Origin of the sequence: Jidongwangia harbinensis, from assembly GCF_020216025.1 — a bacterium.
Lineage (GTDB): Bacteria > Actinomycetota > Actinomycetes > Mycobacteriales > Micromonosporaceae > Actinoplanes > Actinoplanes harbinensis.
Genome location: NZ_JAIWNC010000043.1, coordinates 75,023 through 90,701 on the forward strand (window position 1 = coordinate 75,023; position 15,679 = coordinate 90,701).

Here is a 15,679-nt window from a genome sequence, read left to right on the forward strand (position 1 = left end):
CGTCCCTTTGTGCTCATGATCAACGGTAGTCAGACCGAACCGTCCCGGTCCCGGGCCCTGCTCGACGCCGCCGCGGACGTGATGGCGACCATGGGGGCCGAACCGGCCCGCTGGTACGCCGGACCGGGCGGCGAGTCGGCGCACGCCGAGCTGCGCGAGCTGGCGAACGCGGCGGCGGCGGTGGTGCTGGTGACGCCGGTGTACCACAACTCGTTCTCCGGTGCGCTCAAGAGCGCCCTCGACCACCTCAACGCCGGCCACCTGACCGGCAAGCCGGTGGCGCTGATGTCCACCGGCGGCACCTACAACTGCCAGGCGATCGACCAGCTCCGCATCGTCGTGGGGGCGATGCGCGGGGTGGTGGTACCGACCCATCTGATCGCCACCGACGCGGACTTCGCCTATCTGGTGGACGGATACCAGCTGACCGGCCCGAAGCTGCGGTCCCGGCTGGTCGACCTGATCGAGGAACTCATCTGGTTCACCGGACGGCTGCAGGACCGGCCGGCCACCGACGACGCCACCGGCGCCGCGACCGGACCGGCGGACGCCGCCGCGCAGTGGAAGGACGTGGGAATGAGCGCGCCGCGCCCGTGGAACGGCCAACTGTCCGAGGCGATCACCCGCGCGGTGTCGTTCATCCGCGACAACTACGACGACAGCGAGCTGACCCTGGACTCGGTCGCCCGGGAGGCGCACATCAGCCGTTTTCATTTCTCCCGCAGCTTCAAGGCGCAGACCGGCCGCCGGTTCATCGACTACCTGACCATGCTGCGGCTGAGCCGCGCCCGCACGCTGCTGGCCGAGACGGACGACTCGGTGACCGCCATCTGCCACGCCGTCGGATACCGGGACCTGAGCCACTTCGAGCGGACGTTCAAGGGCTGGTTCGCGTTGTCCCCGTCGGAGTTCCGCCGCCGGCAACGGACCAGCACCGCGGCCGCGCCGGCGCCGCCGCGCCGACTGCCCGCGCCGCGCGGGCCGGAGCCGATACCGCTGCGGCCGGAGACCCTGGCCTCGTCCCGGCGGCCGGCATGACCGTCACCGAAGCCGGCTGGCAGGCGTTCTTCGCCCATCCGGAGTATCCACGGCTGGTCAGCGGCATCCTGACCGAGGAACGCACCCGGGCCGAGCTGGCCGCGATCCGGCGGGCGGCCGGCCTGGCGCCCGGCACCGCGGTCCTCGACCTCGGCTGCGGTCAGGGCCGGCTGAGCGTGCCCCTGGCCCGGGCCGGCTGCCGGGTCACCGCGCTGGACAGCAGCCCGGAACTGCTGTCCCGGGCGGCCGGGGCCGCCGCCGCGGCGGACGTGCCGATCGAGTTCGTCCGGGCCGACATGGGTGACCTGGCCGACGTGGGAAAGTACGACGTGGTGCTGAACATCGGCACCGCGTTCGGGTACGCCGCGGACGCCGACCACGACCGCACCCTGGCCGCCGTGCACCGGGCCCTGCGGCCGGGCGGCGTGCTGCTGCTGGACACCGAGAACCGGGAACGCCTGGTACGGCACGAATCCAGCATGACGTTCGACCGGCTGGGCACCACCGTCCGATGCGACCGGTCGTACGACCCGGCCACCGGGCGCTGGCACGAGGCGCTGAGCTGGGAGCACGAGGGACGCGCCGAACACGCCGGATACACCCTGCGGCTGTACACCGTGCCGGAGCTGTCCGCGGCGTTGCGCCGGGCCGGCTTCACCGCGGTGGACGCGTGGGGTGACCTGTCCGGGACGCCGTACCGGATGGACAGTCCACGGACGGTGCTGCGGGCCCGGCGCTGACCTCGGCCCGGCTCGACCAGGCGGCCCACAGCGCGGCGTACCGGCCGCCCCGGGCGATCAGGTCGTCGTGGGTGCCGGTCTCGGCGATCCGGCCGCCGGCCAGCACCGCGATCCGGTCGCAGGCCCGGGCCTGGGTCAGCCGGTGTGCCACCACGATCGCGGTCCGGCCGTCGATCAGCGCGGCTGCCGCCTCGTCCAGGTCGCGTGCGCCGGCGCTGCCCGCCTCGGCCGTCGCCTCGTCCAGCACGACCGCCGGCGGGTCGCGCAGGGCCAGCCGGGCCAGGGCGAGCTGCTGGACCCGCGCGGCGGTCAGTTCGTGCCCGCCGGGACCGACCGGGGTGTCCAGCCCGTGCGGCAGGGCCCGGACCCAGGCGTCGGCCCGGGCCGCGCGCAGCGCCGCGAAGATCTGCTCGTCGTCGCTGCCGGGTGCCGCGAGGGTGAGGTCGTCGCGCAGTGACCCGGTGAAGACGGCCGTCTCCTGGGAGATGACGCCGATCCAGTCGCGCAGCACCGCGGGATCGAGGGCGGCGACGTCGACCGCGCCGTCGGCGTCGGTCAGGGTGATCCGGCCACCGGTGGCGGCGAAGGTGCCGGCGATCAGGTTGGCCAGCGTGGTCTTCCCGGCCCCGCTGCCGCCGACCAGGGCCAGCGACGTACCCGCGGGCACGGAGAGGTCGACGTCGTGCAGCACCTCGGCGCCGCCGCCGTACGCGTGCCGGACGTTCCGTGCCCGGATCGACACCGAGCGGGTACCGGCCGGACGGCGGGTGACGCCCGGTGCCGGCCGCGGCACCCGCAGGACACCGACGGCCCGGGCCAGGGCGGCGTGCGCGCGCTGCACGTCGTCGAACGCGAGCAGCACCGTGGCCAGCGGGTCGAACAGGCGGTGGAACAGCAACGCGGCGGCGGTCACCGCGCCGACGCTGACCAGGTCGGCGCGGACCAGCCAGTACCCGGTCAGCAGCACCGCCACCAGCCCGGCCGCCTCGGCCGCGTTCATCGACTTGCTGAACCAGAGGTAGCCGCGTGCGGCCCGCAGCCCGACGGTCACCGCGTCCCGGGACGCCCCGGCGAGCCGGCGGGTCTGCAGCGCCGCCATGCCGTAGGCGTGCACGGTGGACCGGCCGTGCAGCGATTCGAGCAGGACCCGGCCCCGCTCGGCGGCCAGCCGTCGTTCGGCCGCGTAGAGCCGCGCGGCCCGGGGCAGGTACACCCACAGGCTGAGCCCGTAGATCGGGAACACCACCGCGAAGGCGAGCGCCAGCCGCCAGTCCAGCGTGAGGAAGCCGGCCGTGGACAGCACGATCGCGACGCCGGCCCGGAGCACCTCGGCCACCAGCGGTACCGCGGTCACGAAGTCCTCCAGGTCCTCGGTGACCCGGGACGCCGCGTCGCCACGGCCGGCGTTCTCCAGCACCGCCGGTGGCAACGCCAGCGTCCGCGCCACGACCTGCTCGCGCAGATCGGCCGCGACGCGGGCGCCGAGACGTTCGGTGGCCCGCAGGGCCAGGGCGGTGCCGGCGGCGCCGGCCAGGATGGCCGACCCGGTGCCGAGGACCAGACCCGTCGGGTACCCGGCCCCGGCGCGGACCGCGTCGACCAGCCGCCCCAGCAGCAGCGGCACGGCTACGGTCAGGGCGGCGCTCGCCACGGTCCAGGCCAGGGCGGTCAGCGCGGCTCCGGGATGGGCCCGGACGAGCCTCGCCAGGGCCGCGGCGCCCTGCCGTCCGGTCGCGGTCGGCAGCGGCGTCATCGCAGCACCACCTCGGCGTACTCCGCGTTCGCGGTGAGCTGGGCGTGGGTGCCCACGGCGGGCGGCCGGTCACCGGCCAGGAACAGCACGCGATCGCAGCGGGCGAGCAGCGCCGGTGCGGTACTGAGCACCACGGTGGTTCCCCGGTCCGCGCGGCGCGCCGTGGCCAGGCCGGACGCGACGAGGTCCGCGGTCACCGCGTCGACCGCGGTGAGCGGGTCACACAGCACCAGCAGGGACGGGCGGGCGGCCAGCGCGCGGGCCAGCGCCACCCGTTGCCGCTGCCCGCCGGAGAGGTTCACCCCGCCGTCGAGCAGCGCGGTGTCCACGTCGTCCGCCTGGGCCGCGGTGAGTGCCCGCCCGATCGTCGCGGGGTCGGGGTCCCGGCCGGTGTCCAGCGCCTCCGGCAGCGTCCGGCCGAACAGGTGCACCGTGTGCGGCTCCACCAGTACGTCTCCGCCGGCCGCCGCGAGCCGGCCGGCCAGGTCGTCGTCGGCGGCCGCCCCGGTGGTGACGATGCCGAGCATCTCGCCGGGCCGCACGTCGATCTCCGGTCCCGCCTCCGGCGGCGGGGGCGCCGCGTCCGCCGGTTCGAGCAGGACCGCGATCCGGGCCGCACCGGCCCGGGAGACGGCCGCCAGCCGGATGCCGGTGGCGATGCGGCGGACCGGATCGCCGACGAACGCCGCCATCGCGACGACCGTGACGAACTCGCCCACGCTGACCCGGCCGGACCTGGACATCGCGCCCGCCGCGGCCACCGTGCCCACCAGCACCAGCCCGGTGGCCAGCAGGCCGGCGCCCTCGACCACCGCGGACGCGGTCGCGCCGCGCAGGGCCGCGTCCCGCGACGCCCGGCCGGCCCGGCGGTAGCGCCGGACCGCCTCGGGTACGCCGCCGAAGCCGCGCAGCGGCCGCAGCCCCTGGACGAGTTCCGCGGCGAGCGCCGCCGCCAGCCCGGACGTCCGTTGGCGGAACTCGATCCGGCGTTGCAGCCACGGGCTGATCCGGTCGACGGCCAGCGCGAGGGCCGGGACTCCGAGCGCGATGCCGAGGCCCAGCCACACGTCCACCCGGACCAGGACGGCGACCGTCACGAGCAGACCGGCGCAGCCCGACACCACGTTGACCACCACCCGCGCCGTCTCGGCGACGGCCTTGGCGTCGGACACCAGGACGGTGGCCAGGTCGCCCGCCCCGCGCCCGGCGCCGGCGCGCGGATCGGCGAGCAGCCGGCCGGCCACCCGGACGCGCAGGTCGTGGGCCTCCTCCGTGGCCACCGCGGTGATCTGCCAGAACGTGGTGCCGCCACCGGTCGCGAGCAGCGCGAACAGCGCCACGATGCCGGCCACGGCGACCAGGATCGCCCCCGGCGGCCCGCCGTCCACCGCGTGGTCGACGGCCAGGCCGATGGCCAGCGGGACCAGCGCCTCGCAGACCTGATGGGCGCTCGACGCCGCGCAGGCCAGGACGAGCGGACGGACCTGACGGCGGAGCATTCCGGTGCGGAGAGCGGGCATGGCCACGAAGCTAGGAAACGGCCTCCGAGCACTCCAACGGTTCGGCCGGATCCGAATCGTCGGCGAACAGCGCCACCAGCGCGGCGCCGGCGGGCGTGAGGTCGTACAGGACGTGCCGTCCGGTGCGCGAGCGCTGCACGGCACCGGTCTCGGTCAGCGAACCGAGCTGCTCGGAGACCGTGCTGGGGGAGAGGCCGAGCGCGACGGCCAGCCCGGTGGTGGTGGCCGGCCGCGCCAGCGACCGCAGCACCGCCGCCCGGCCGGGTCCGATCAGCTGAGCGAGCCGGTCCCGGGTGGTCCGGGCGGTCGCGGGCCGGCCCGCCAGGACCGCCGCGCCGCGGGCCGGGTAGGTCACCATCAGGATCTCCGGGTGGTCGGTGGAGCAGGTCAGCCGGTCCTGGGCGAGGATCAGCGGCACCAGCAGCAGGCGCTGATCGTCGGCGGGCAGCACCGACTCGTGGCGCCGCGGCAGCGACAGCACCGGCCGGTTCCACTGCGCCGTCCCACCCAGTTCGGCCAGCAGCGCCTCCGGGCCGGACGAGGCGAGCGTGCGCGCCCGCAGCAGCACCTCCTCGTCCAGCGCGGCGCGCATCACCGGCCAGTACGGCGCGATCGCCAGACTCCAGAACGCCGTCAGCGCGTCGGCGAGCCGGCCGAACGCGCGGTCCCGGTCCGCCAGGTACGGCACGAGGAAGCCGGGCAGCCCCTCCGGGTAGTGCCGGGCGAACTGCGCGGCCACGGTCGCCTCCGGGGTCCGGCGCAGCAGGTCCAGCTGCTCGGCCAGGACCGGACGGGCGGTGTGCGGGACCGGGGTGAACAGGTCGGGGGTACGCCGGGCGTGCTCGGCGCCGTACAGCTGGCCGTACACCCGCAGCGGCGCGGTCTCGGGCACCGTGCGCAGCACCTCGCGGGCCCGCTCGACCCAGTCGGTGTACGGCCACCGGGCCCGCCGCCGGTCCCGTTCCCGGTGCACCAGGTCGAGGCCCGCGACCATCTCGTTGAGCGGGCTCAGCGCGATCCGGGTGCGATCGAGCGTCGACTCACCGATTCGGATGCGGATCATCGGAACACCGTAGCCGCGGTTCTACGGGCCGTGCACCGCCGCGGCCAGGACCAGCGCCAGCACGCCCAGCATCACCTGCAGCTGGCGGTCGTGGAGGAGCAGGTGTTCCGGCTGTTCGCCGCGGCCGCGTTCGATCAGCAGGTTCAGCCGCAGCACGACCAGGATGAACGGCACGATGCTGGCCGACCGCGGGGTCAGGCCGGGGAAGTCACCGGGGGCCAGCGCCCACAGGCAGTACGTCACGATCATCGCGCTCGACGTGATGGAGCGCACCGAGGCGAGGTAGCCGACGGTGTAGACGGTCAGCGTGGGCCGGGTCCCGGTGGCCCCGGCGACGTGCAGTTCGGCCTCCCGGCGCCCGGCCACCAGCAGCAGCGACCCGAGCGAGACAACCAGCAGGTACCAGGTGCTCGGCGCGACCGCGGCGGCCGCCGCTCCGGCCACCGCCCGGACCACGTGGCAGCCGGCCACCACGGCCAGGTCGACCACCGCGACCCGGCGCAGCACGAGCGTGTACGCCGCGGTCAGCAGCAGATAGCCGACCAGCAGCGCCAGCAACCAGAGCGAACCGAGCGCGGCGGTGACCGCGAGCGCGGTCCCGGCGAGCAGCGCCGCGAGGGCGTACGCGGCGCGCGGCGGCACCCGGCCGGACGCGATCGGGCGGTGCTCCTTGGCCGGGTGCAGCCGGTCCGCGGCGGCGTCCCGGGTGTCGTTGAACAGGTAGCCGGCGCTGGCGGCGAGGCAGAACGCGGCGAAGGTGACCGCGGTGCGCCCGAGCACGGCCGGCTGGGTGAGCACGCCGGCCGCCGCGGGGGCCGTGAACACCAGCAGATTCTTCACCCACTGCCGGGGCCGGCACGCGGTGAGTACGTCGCGCGGCACCGGCCGGCCGGTGGTCCGGCCGGCCGGCGATCGGGTGATCCGCGGCGCGGTGGTCACGGCGCGCGCCCGGGCGTCCGCGCCGGCACCGGCCGCTCCGCCCCGGCTTCCGCGGGCGGCGGTTCCGCCGGTTCGGTGCGCCAGAGCGCCACCAGGGCCAGCACCGCTATCCCGATCAGCGGGTACGCGTCCCCGGCCAGATACTCCGCCACGTTCCAGTTCTGCTCGCTGCCGTCGTACCTCTGCATCAGCCACGGCGGCCCGACGTAGAACACCGCGGCGGCGAACGCCACCCCGGCGGCCAGCGGCAGCGCCCGGGTGCGCACCGCGACCATGGTGAACACCATCAACCCGGGTACCGCCCACACCCAGTGGTAGCTCCACGACGTCGGCGTCACCAGCAGCGCCAGCGTCGCGTTGACCACCACCGCCACCTCCGGGCCGAGCGCCGGTGACCGCAGCGCCCGCCGCATCGCGACCACCACGGCGGCCAGCACGGCCAGGTACAGCACCGGCATCACCACGGTCGGGACCGACACCCAGTGGAACCGGCTCACCGCACCGAGCAGCGACTGGTTCGGCGACCACCACCAGCCGACCAGATCGGTGACCCGGTCGGTGTCGTACAGGTGGCGGGTCCAGTAGTCGACCGAGTCCCGCGGCGCCACCGCCAGCGCGGCCAGCGTCGGCACCAGGAAACCGACCGCGCTCCAGATCAGCGCCCGCACGTCCTTGCGCAGCAACAGGAACAGCAGGAACACGCCGGGCAGCAGCTTCACCGCGATGGCGATGCCGAGCAGCAGCCCGCGCGGCCAGCGTGGTCGCGGGGTCAGCAGGTCGGCCAGCACCAGCGCCATCAGCACGATGTTCATCTGCCCGAAGGTGAGTTCGTCGCGCACCGGGCCGAGCAGGGTCAGCGCCGGCAGCGCCAGCGCGGTCAGCCACCGCGCGTCCACCCGCGGCAGCCGGGCCTGGATCGCGCGGGCCACCACGAACACGGCCACGGCCAGCGCGGCCAGCGACACCACCCACCAGACGGCGATCCCGAGGGTACGGGGCAGCAGCGTCACCGGCGCCAGCACCACGGCCGCGACCGGCGGGTTCATCAGCACCAGCTGCAGCGGCCCCATCGCGGTCTGCTGCTCGGGCAGTTCGTAGATGCTGCCGCCGGTCCGCCACTCGTGGGTGGCCGCCCGGTACACGTCGAAGTCGAGGGAGCCGAACGCGTCCAGCGCCACCACGACGGCGATCGCCATGATCTCCATGGCCACCGCGAGAGCGATCTTGCCGGCGGTGCTCAGACGGGTCATGGCGTCACGTCCGGCTGATCTGGTGCACGGCGCGGACCAGTTGGTCGACCTCGTCCGGCGTGGTCACGATGCTCGGGCCGATCCGGACGAAGCTCTCCTGGTACTCGCTCGCCGTGGTCTCGATCCGGAACTCCTCCTTGAGCCGGCCGACCACCTGCTCGGAGGTGTAGCCGTCGACCGCGCAGCAGGTCAGTGCGGACGACACGGCCGGGTCGGCCGGGGTCTTCACGGTGACGCCGGGAATCCGGCTCAGCCCGTACTTGAGGCGGGCCGCCTGGCTCAGCGTGCGGGCCGCCACCCGGTCCTTGCCGATGGCCTCGTGGAAGTCGAGGATGGCCGGTACCGCCCAGCGGTGCTCGAAGCTGTGGAACCCGCCGGGGCTGTTCCAGTCGCCGGGCGGGCCGGGCCACGGCTTGCCGTAGAACCAGCTGAGGATCGACGCCTCGGAGAAGCTCGGGATGATCGGGTGCACCCGGGCCCAGTTCGCGGCCGGCGCCCAGACGAAGCCGGTGCCGCGCGGCCCGAGCATCCATTTGTGCAGTCCGCTGATGAAGAAGTCGGCACCCAGCGCGGCGAGGTCGATGTCCTCCACGCCGACGCCCTGCACGCCGTCCACCGACAGCAGCACCCGGTCCGCCTCGTCGCGGGTCTCGTTGATCACCGCGAGCGCGTCCGCCATCATCCGGATGGGCAGCTTCACCCCGGTGCTGGACTGGATCCAGTCCACCGCGAGGAGCCGGGTCCGCGGCGTGACCGCCGCCCGCATCCGGTCCACCATCATCTCGGCGGTGGCGTTCTCCGGCTGGTCGAACAGCGCGAACTTGCGGACCGTGATCCCGGTGGACAGCGCCCGCACCCGCAGCGCCTCGTCCGTGCCGAAGAATCCGCGGTCCAGCGTGAGCACCTCGTCGCCGGGCGAGAGGTCCAGTCCGGTGTAGATGACGCCGAGGCCCATCGTGGTGCTGTCGGTGAGCGCGATCTCGCCGGCCGGCACGTTCAGGTATGCGCCGAGCCGCTCCCGGATGCCCTTGCTGCGGTCCATGTCGTTGCGGAACGCGCCGTACGCGTACGGGTCGACGTCCAGCCGCCGGCGATGCTCGTCGATCGACAGCCGCACCCCGGCCGGATGCGAGGCCAGCACGAACGCGGAGAACTGCAGGTAGTCGCGGGACAGCCGGAACTGGTCCCGGACCGAGCGCCAGCTGCGCGGGTTGAAGCGCCGGTGGATCTCGGCGTCGCTCGGGGCGGCGCCGGGCGCGGCGACCGCCGGTCCGCCCAGGCCCACGGCGAGGCCGGCGCCGAGGCCGCCGCCGAGCAGACCGCGCCGGCCGATCCCCCGACTCCGCCGCTCCGCAGCCCCGTTGACTGACTGTCGCATCCCTCAACCTCCCATTGTCCCGCCGCAATAGGCGGCCGGCTGTCGACGCTCTGAGGTTAGGGAAAAGCAGCCCGTACCCGGCTAGGCATTTCTTGCCGCGTTCCACAGAATGCGGCGTGACGTGCGCAAGCTGCATTTCTTGCTGATTCACCGCACCATCGGATCCTGCCCGGTATTGATGCGGCAGAATCCGTTCGGGTGTTCACCTTTCCCCGTCTGGAAATCCGAGGAGCTGACATGCACGTGTCGTTGCGGCGCCCGGCCGCCGCGCTTCTGGCCGCGCTGCTGCTGGTGCCGCCGGTGGTGCTCGGCGACCCGCCGCCGGCGTCGGCCGCACCCAGCGACGTCCCGGCGGGGTTCGCCGAGCAGGTCGTGTTCAGCGGCCTGAACCAGCCCACCAACGTGGAGTTCGCGGCGGACGGGCGGGTGTTCGTGGCGGAGAAGAGCGGCGTGGTCAAGATGTTCGACTCGCTCGACGACACCACGCCGGTGATCGTCGCGGACCTGCAGGCCCGGGTGCACAACTACTGGGACCGGGGCCTGATCGGGATGGCGCTGCACCCGGACTTCCCGGACGACCCGCGGATCTACGTGCACTACACGTACGACGCACCGATCGGCGGGACCGCGCCGACCTGGGGCACCGAGGACAGCGTCGACGACGACTGCCCGACGCCGCCCGGCCCGCTCAGCGACGGCTGCGTGGTCAGCGGCCGGCTCTCCACCCTGACGCTGGACGGCACCGGGGTCACCGAGCGCGTGATGATCAACGACTGGTGCATGCCGTTCCCCAGCCACTCGGTCGGCACCGTCGCGTTCGGCCCGGACGGCATGCTCTACGCCAGCGGCGGGGAGGGCGCGAACTTCGCCTGGACCGACTACGGGCAGGACGGGTTCCCGGACACCGACGTCACCCCGGACAACGTCTGCGGCGACCCGCCGTTCCCGGCCGGCACCGAGCTGGTCGCGCCGGACGCGGAGGGCGGCGCGCTGCGTGCGCAGGACGTGCGGACCAGCGGCGACCCGGCCGGCCTGGGCGGCACCGTCATCCGGATCGACCCGGACACCGCGGAGGCGCCGGCGGACAACCCGATGGCCGACAGCCCGGACCTGAACACCCGGCGGATCATCGCGTACGGCATGCGCAACCCGTTCCGGTTCACGTTCCGGCCGGGCACCGGCGAGCTGTGGGCCGGCGACGTGGGCTGGGACGAGTGGGAGGAGATCAACCGGATCACCCGCGACGGGGTGCCCAACTTCGGCTGGCCCTGCTACGAGGGGCTCCGCCCGATGCCGGACTACCAGGCCGCCCGGCTCACCCTCTGCGAGCGCCTCTACGACGGCTCCGAACCGGTCACCGAGCCGTACTACACGTACAACCACCGGCAGCCGCTGACCCCGGGGGAGCCGTGCACCCAGGGCAGCTCGTCGATCGCGAACCTGATGTTCTACCCCGGCGGCGCGTTCCCCGACGCCTACGACGACGCGCTGTTCTTCTCCGACCACAACCGCAAATGCATCTGGGTGATGCGGGCGGGCGCCGACGGCCTGCCCGACCCGGACACGGTCGAGGTGTTCGCGCACGGCGACTTCCTCTTCACCGAGCTGCAACTCGGCCCGGACGGCGACATGTACGGGGTCGACCTGATCGGCGGCCGGGTGCTGCGGTACGTGTACGACGCGGACAACCACCCGCCGGTGGCCGCGTTCACCGCCACCCCCCGGTACGGCACCGCCCCGCTCACCGTCACGCTCGACGCCGGCTCGTCCACCGACCCGGACGGCGACCCGCTGTCCTACGCCTGGGACCTCGACGGCGACGGCGCGCACGACGACGGCACCGGCGTCACGGTCACCCACACCTACCCGGCGGACGGCACGGTGACGCCCGGCCTGCGGGTCGACGACGGCAACGGCGGCACCGACACCGCGACCACCGAGGTCCAGGTCGGCAACACCCCGCCGGCGGTCACCATGGCCGCGCCGGTGGCGGGCCGCACCTGGGCGGTCGGCGAGACGGTGGAGTACGCCGGGCAGGCCACCGACGCCGAGGACGGCGCGCTGCCGGAGTCCGCGTACCGCTGGTCCCTGCTCGTCCAGCACTGCCCGCAGGACTGCCACGCGCACGAGATCACCCGGCGCACCGGCCGGACCGGCAGCTTCGTGGCGCCCGACCACGAGTATCCGTCGCATCTGGAACTGCGGCTGACCGTCACCGACTCGGCCGGACTGGCCACCACGGTGAGCCGGCGCCTGGACCCGCGGACCGTGGACCTCACGCTGGCCAGCGATCCGCCGGGACTGGTGCTGTCGGCGTTCTTCGAGTGGCTGCCGGCACCGTTCACCCGCACCGTGATCGTCGGGTCCAGCCTGTCGATCACCGCGATCACCCCGCAGGAGTCCGGCGACCGGGTGTACGAGTTCGCCTCCTGGTCGGACGGCGGCGCCGCGGTGCACAACATCAAGGCCCCGGCCGCGCCGACCACGTACACCGCGACGTTCCGGGAGAAGACCAACCTGGCCGAGCAGCGCCGTACCCGCGCGTCCAGCTCGCAGGCGCCGTCGGCCGGGCCGCGCCGGGCCACCGACGGACGCACCGACACCGCCTGGATCAGCGGGCCCGGCGCCCGGCAGTCGATCACCGTGGACCTCGGCCGGTCCCGCGACGTCGGGCGGGCGCTGCTGCGCTGGGGGGACCGGCCGGCGGACCGGTACACCGTGCAGACCTCGCCGGACGGACGCACCTGGACCCCGGCGTACACGGTGAGCGCCGGCGACGGCGGCGTCGACCAGAACGTGGTCCCTCCGGCGGCGGCCCGTTACGTCCGGATCGCGATCACCGGCGGACCCCGGGCCGGAGGCCGCTACGTCCTCGCGGAACTGGAGGTCTACGACGGCTGAGTCCGGCCGCCGGCCGATCCGGGACCCGCGACGAGGAGAGGTGGAGCGTGCGGTTCGTACACCCCGACGGAACCGTCGTCCATCTCTCCTACAGCGCCAACGTGCACGCGGCGGCGGGCCTGGACGCGCTGCTGGCGGACCTGTCCCGCTACGCCGAACCGGTGCGCCACCGGCTCGGCGCGGACCGGCTCGGCCTCGGCGTCTGGTTCGCCCCGACGGTGGCGGCCGCCCTGCTGGAGGAGCCCCGGCGGCTCCACCGGCTCCGCGCCGAGCTGCAGCGGCGCGGCCTCGAGGTGGTCACGCTGCACGGCACGCCGTACGCCGAGGAGCCGGTGCCGGCCGCCAAACGGGAGGTGTACGCGGTCGACTGGTCGCGTCCGGAGCGGCTGGCGTACACCCTCGACCTGGTCCGTTGCCTGGCCCGGCTGCTTCCGGACGACGCCCGGCGGGGCAGCGTGTCGACGCTGCCGATCGCCTGGCGCCGGCCCTGGTTCCCGGAGCAGGAACTGGCCGCCGCCCGGCACCTCGCGGCGCTGCCGGTGGGCCTGCGCCGGCTGGCCGAGGACGAGGGCCGCCCGGTCCGGGTGGGGTTCGAACCGGCCGCCGGGTGCGTGGTGGAGAACGCCGAGGACGCGGCCCGGCTGCTCGACGCGGTGGACCGGGAGTGGGTCGGCGTCTGCCTGGACGCCTGCCACCAGGCGCTCACCTTCGCCGACGTCGGCCCGGCCGTGGCCCGGCTGGCCGGCAGCAACCTGTCCGTGGTCAAGGCGCAGATCTCCGCGGCCCTGACGGTCGCCGAACCGTCCGCCGAGACGGTCCGGCCGGTGCTGCGCGAACTGGTCGGCTCCCGGTTCCCGCGGCAGGTGCGGGAGCGGTCGGTGCGCGGGGTACGCGGGGTCGACGACCTGGAGGAGGCGCTGGACGGCCGGCTGCGGCTGCCCGGCCGCAGCGCCTGGCGCATCCACTACCACCTGCCGGTGCACCGGCCGCCGGAGGAGCCGTTCGGGTCCACCGACGAGGTGGTGTCCGACCTGCTGCGGGAGCTGTTCGGCGGGGCGCGGGCGGTCACCGACCACCTGGAGATCGAGACGTACACCTGGCGGCTGCGGCGGGGCGCCGCCCGGCCGGCGCCGCTGGTCGAGAACCTGGCCGCGGAGATCGACTGGACCCGGCGCCGGCTGACCGCACTGGGTCTCGCCGAGCGGGCCGGCTGAACCACCCGTCGGGGTCGCGCCGTGCCTCACTCTGTCGCCGCGGATGGCGTACAAAGGACACTGGGAGGTCGACGTGAAATACGCACTGCTGATCTATCAGAACGAGAAGGACTGGGCCGAGGCCGACTCCGAGCAGCGGGCGCGGGCCTACGAGGCGCACGGCCGCTTCTCCGACCTGCTGCGCGAGCGCGGCGCCGACCGCGGCGGGGAGGAACTCGCGCTCTCCGAGATGTCCACCACGGTACGCATCGAGCACGGCACCGCGGTGGTCACCGACGGCCCGTACGCGGAGACCGCGGAGCAGCTCGGCGGCTTCTACCTGGTCGACGGCCGGGACCTGGACGAGGCGCTGGAATTCGCCCGGGAGCTGGCCGCGATGGGCGACGTGATCGAGGTCCGCCCGGTCGTGGACCACAGCGCGGACGAGCCGGGCGGGGACGCGCACTGATCGGCACCGGCCCGGTCGAGCAGGCGTACCGCGAGTACTGGGGCCGCCTGCTCGCCCTGCTCGTGGGTGAGCTGCGCAGCGTGGACCTGGCCGAGGACGCGGTGCAGGACGCGTTCGCCGACGCGGCCCGGCAGTGGCCCGCCGACGGCGCCCCGGACCGGCCGATGGCCTGGCTGGTGTCGGTGGCCCGGCGCCGCGCGGTGGACCGGCAGCGCCGCGAGGCCACGCTCACCCGCTATCTGCCCCTGCTGCTGATGGACGAGTCGGTGGCGGGGCCGGATCTCGAGGACGAGGACGTGATCGGTGACGACCGGCTCCGGCTCATCTTCACCTGCTGCCACCCGGCCCTGGCGGTCGAGGCGCAGGTGGCGCTCACCCTGCGGTTCGTGGCCGGGCTCAGCACCGGCGAGATCGCCCGGCTGTTCCTGGTGTCCCAGGCGACCATGGCGGCCCGGCTGACCCGGGCCAAACGCAAGATCGCCGGCGCCGGCATCCCGTTCCGGGTGCCCGCCGACGCCGAGCTGCCGGCGCGCCTGCACGCCGTACTCGTGGTGGTCTATCTGATCTTCACCGAGGGCTACCGCGCCACCGCCGGTGCGCACCTGATCCGCGAGGACCTGGCGGTCGAGGCGATCCGGCTGGGCCGGCTGCTGCACCGCCTGGCCGGCCCCGACCCGGAACTTACCGGCCTGCTGGCGCTGATGATCCTGCAGCACGCCCGGCGGCGGGCCCGGGTGGCTGGCGGCACCCTGGTGCGGCTCGGCGACCAGGACCGGGCACGGTGGATGCGGGACGAGATCGACGAGGGCCTGGCACTGCTGGCGAGCACCGCCGGCGGCCCGCCCGGCCCGTACCGTCTGCAGGCGCTGATCGCCGCCGAACACGCCCGTGCCGCGCGGGCCGCGGACACCGACTGGCCGGCCATCGCGGAGCTGTACGACCGGCTGGAGCGGCTGACCGGCTCGCCGGTGGTACGCCTGAACCGGGCCGTGGCGGTGGCCGAGGCGAGCGGTCCGGCGGACGCCCTGGACCTGCTCACCGGTCTCGAGGAGCGGCTGCCCGGCCACCACCAGCTGCCCGCCACCCGGGCCGAGCTGCTGCGCCGGCTGGGCCGGTCCACCGCGGCGGTCGCCGAGTACGACCGGGCGATCGCGCTGGTCGGCACGGACGTGGAGCGGGCGTTCCTGACCGCCCGCCGCGGTGAGGTGGCGGCCGGCAGCTGACCCCGACGCCGGTCCGCGCTGGTCCGACCGGCGGCCGCGGGCGGTGCACGGTGCAAACCGCAACTTCCCACCCGCTGTCTGCCGCCTAGTGCGTTGGCCGCGAACGTTCACCGGGTCTGACCCGTCAGGCTGCCTTGGTCCGGGGTCGCCCCCAGCGTTGCTGGCGTTCGCTGCGGACTCGGGCTCGTTCGCGGCGTTGCGCGGCCAGCACG

General features: G+C 74.5%; 12 protein-coding genes. 6 read left to right on the forward strand and 6 right to left on the reverse strand.

Annotation, left to right across the window (positions count from 1 at the left end; genetic code table 11):
• The first annotated feature begins 15 nt into the window (after nt 1-15).
• Together LDL48_RS36410 and LDL48_RS36415 are read left to right on the forward strand one after the other, a co-directional pair.
• A complete protein-coding gene (locus LDL48_RS36410) occupies nt 16-1,038 on the forward strand; it encodes a helix-turn-helix domain-containing protein (RefSeq protein ID WP_225259706.1) in 1,023 nt (340 codons plus the stop codon).
• Nucleotides 1,035-1,778, forward strand: a complete 744-nt coding sequence (locus tag LDL48_RS36415) for an SAM-dependent methyltransferase (protein WP_225259707.1) — start codon at nt 1,035-1,037, stop codon at nt 1,776-1,778. The genes LDL48_RS36410 and LDL48_RS36415 overlap by 4 nt, the downstream gene beginning before the upstream one ends.
• Here LDL48_RS36415 and LDL48_RS36420 read toward each other — a convergent pair.
• The 6 genes from LDL48_RS36420 to LDL48_RS36445 are packed head-to-tail and all read right to left on the reverse strand — an operon-like array spanning nt 1,693 to nt 9,681.
• Nucleotides 1,693-3,531, reverse strand: a complete 1,839-nt coding sequence (locus LDL48_RS36420) for an ABC transporter ATP-binding protein (protein WP_225259708.1) — start codon at nt 3,529-3,531, stop codon at nt 1,693-1,695. The two genes, LDL48_RS36415 and LDL48_RS36420, sit on opposite strands and share 86 nt — an antisense overlap.
• Nucleotides 3,528-5,051, reverse strand: a complete 1,524-nt coding sequence (locus LDL48_RS36425) for an ABC transporter transmembrane domain-containing protein (RefSeq protein ID WP_225259709.1) — start codon at nt 5,049-5,051, stop codon at nt 3,528-3,530. Before LDL48_RS36425 ends, LDL48_RS36420 begins: the two co-directional genes overlap by 4 nt.
• A gap of 10 nt (nt 5,052-5,061) precedes the next feature.
• Entirely contained in the window at nt 5,062-6,114 is a 1,053-nt protein-coding gene (locus LDL48_RS36430) for an ArsR/SmtB family transcription factor (RefSeq protein WP_225259710.1), read from the reverse strand.
• A 21-nt stretch (nt 6,115-6,135) separates the two neighbouring features.
• Complete coding sequence (locus LDL48_RS36435; protein ID WP_225259711.1) at nt 6,136-7,053, reverse strand: decaprenyl-phosphate phosphoribosyltransferase; 918 nt, start codon at nt 7,051-7,053, stop codon at nt 6,136-6,138.
• Complete coding sequence (locus tag LDL48_RS36440; RefSeq protein ID WP_225259712.1) at nt 7,050-8,303, reverse strand: glycosyltransferase family 87 protein; 1,254 nt, start codon at nt 8,301-8,303, stop codon at nt 7,050-7,052. The genes LDL48_RS36435 and LDL48_RS36440 overlap by 4 nt, the downstream gene beginning before the upstream one ends.
• Before the next feature lie 4 nt (nt 8,304-8,307).
• Nucleotides 8,308-9,681 carry an aminotransferase class V-fold PLP-dependent enzyme gene (locus LDL48_RS36445; RefSeq protein ID WP_225259713.1) on the reverse strand — a complete coding sequence of 458 codons (1,374 nt, stop codon included), beginning with the start codon at nt 9,679-9,681 and terminating at the stop codon, nt 8,308-8,310.
• A gap of 237 nt (nt 9,682-9,918) precedes the next feature.
• On the opposite strand from LDL48_RS36445, the gene LDL48_RS36450 reads away from it, so the two are divergent.
• The 4 genes from LDL48_RS36450 (at nt 9,919) to LDL48_RS36465 (ending at nt 15,467) form a co-directional block, all read left to right on the forward strand.
• The gene (locus LDL48_RS36450) at nt 9,919-12,582 is read left to right on the forward strand and encodes a PQQ-dependent sugar dehydrogenase (protein WP_225259714.1); all 2,664 of its coding nucleotides are present in this window, start codon (nt 9,919-9,921) and stop codon (nt 12,580-12,582) included.
• A gap of 47 nt (nt 12,583-12,629) precedes the next feature.
• Complete coding sequence (gene eboE, locus LDL48_RS36455) at nt 12,630-13,796, forward strand: metabolite traffic protein EboE (RefSeq protein WP_225259715.1); 1,167 nt, start codon at nt 12,630-12,632, stop codon at nt 13,794-13,796.
• A gap of 73 nt (nt 13,797-13,869) precedes the next feature.
• Entirely contained in the window at nt 13,870-14,244 is a 375-nt protein-coding gene (locus LDL48_RS36460; protein ID WP_225259717.1) for a YciI family protein, read from the forward strand.
• A complete protein-coding gene (locus LDL48_RS36465) occupies nt 14,241-15,467 on the forward strand; it encodes an RNA polymerase sigma factor (protein WP_225259718.1) in 1,227 nt (408 codons plus the stop codon). The genes LDL48_RS36460 and LDL48_RS36465 overlap by 4 nt, the downstream gene beginning before the upstream one ends.
• Nucleotides 15,468-15,679 lie beyond the last annotated feature (212 nt).

What these genes read in the sequence shown, in the direction of transcription:
- LDL48_RS36410 (WP_225259706.1), top strand. Translation starts at nt 16, where the DNA reads ATGATCAACGGTAGTCAGACCGAACCGTCCCGGTCCCGGGCCCTGCTC.
- LDL48_RS36415 (WP_225259707.1), top strand. Translation starts at nt 1,035, where the DNA reads ATGACCGTCACCGAAGCCGGCTGGCAGGCGTTCTTCGCCCATCCGGAG.
- LDL48_RS36420 (WP_225259708.1), bottom strand. Translation starts at nt 3,531, where the DNA reads ATGACGCCGCTGCCGACCGCGACCGGACGGCAGGGCGCCGCGGCCCTG.
- LDL48_RS36425 (WP_225259709.1), bottom strand. Translation starts at nt 5,051, where the DNA reads ATGCCCGCTCTCCGCACCGGAATGCTCCGCCGTCAGGTCCGTCCGCTC.
- LDL48_RS36430 (WP_225259710.1), bottom strand. Translation starts at nt 6,114, where the DNA reads ATGATCCGCATCCGAATCGGTGAGTCGACGCTCGATCGCACCCGGATC.
- LDL48_RS36440 (WP_225259712.1), bottom strand. Translation starts at nt 8,303, where the DNA reads ATGACCCGTCTGAGCACCGCCGGCAAGATCGCTCTCGCGGTGGCCATG.
- LDL48_RS36445 (WP_225259713.1), bottom strand. Translation starts at nt 9,681, where the DNA reads ATGCGACAGTCAGTCAACGGGGCTGCGGAGCGGCGGAGTCGGGGGATC.
- LDL48_RS36450 (WP_225259714.1), top strand. Translation starts at nt 9,919, where the DNA reads ATGCACGTGTCGTTGCGGCGCCCGGCCGCCGCGCTTCTGGCCGCGCTG.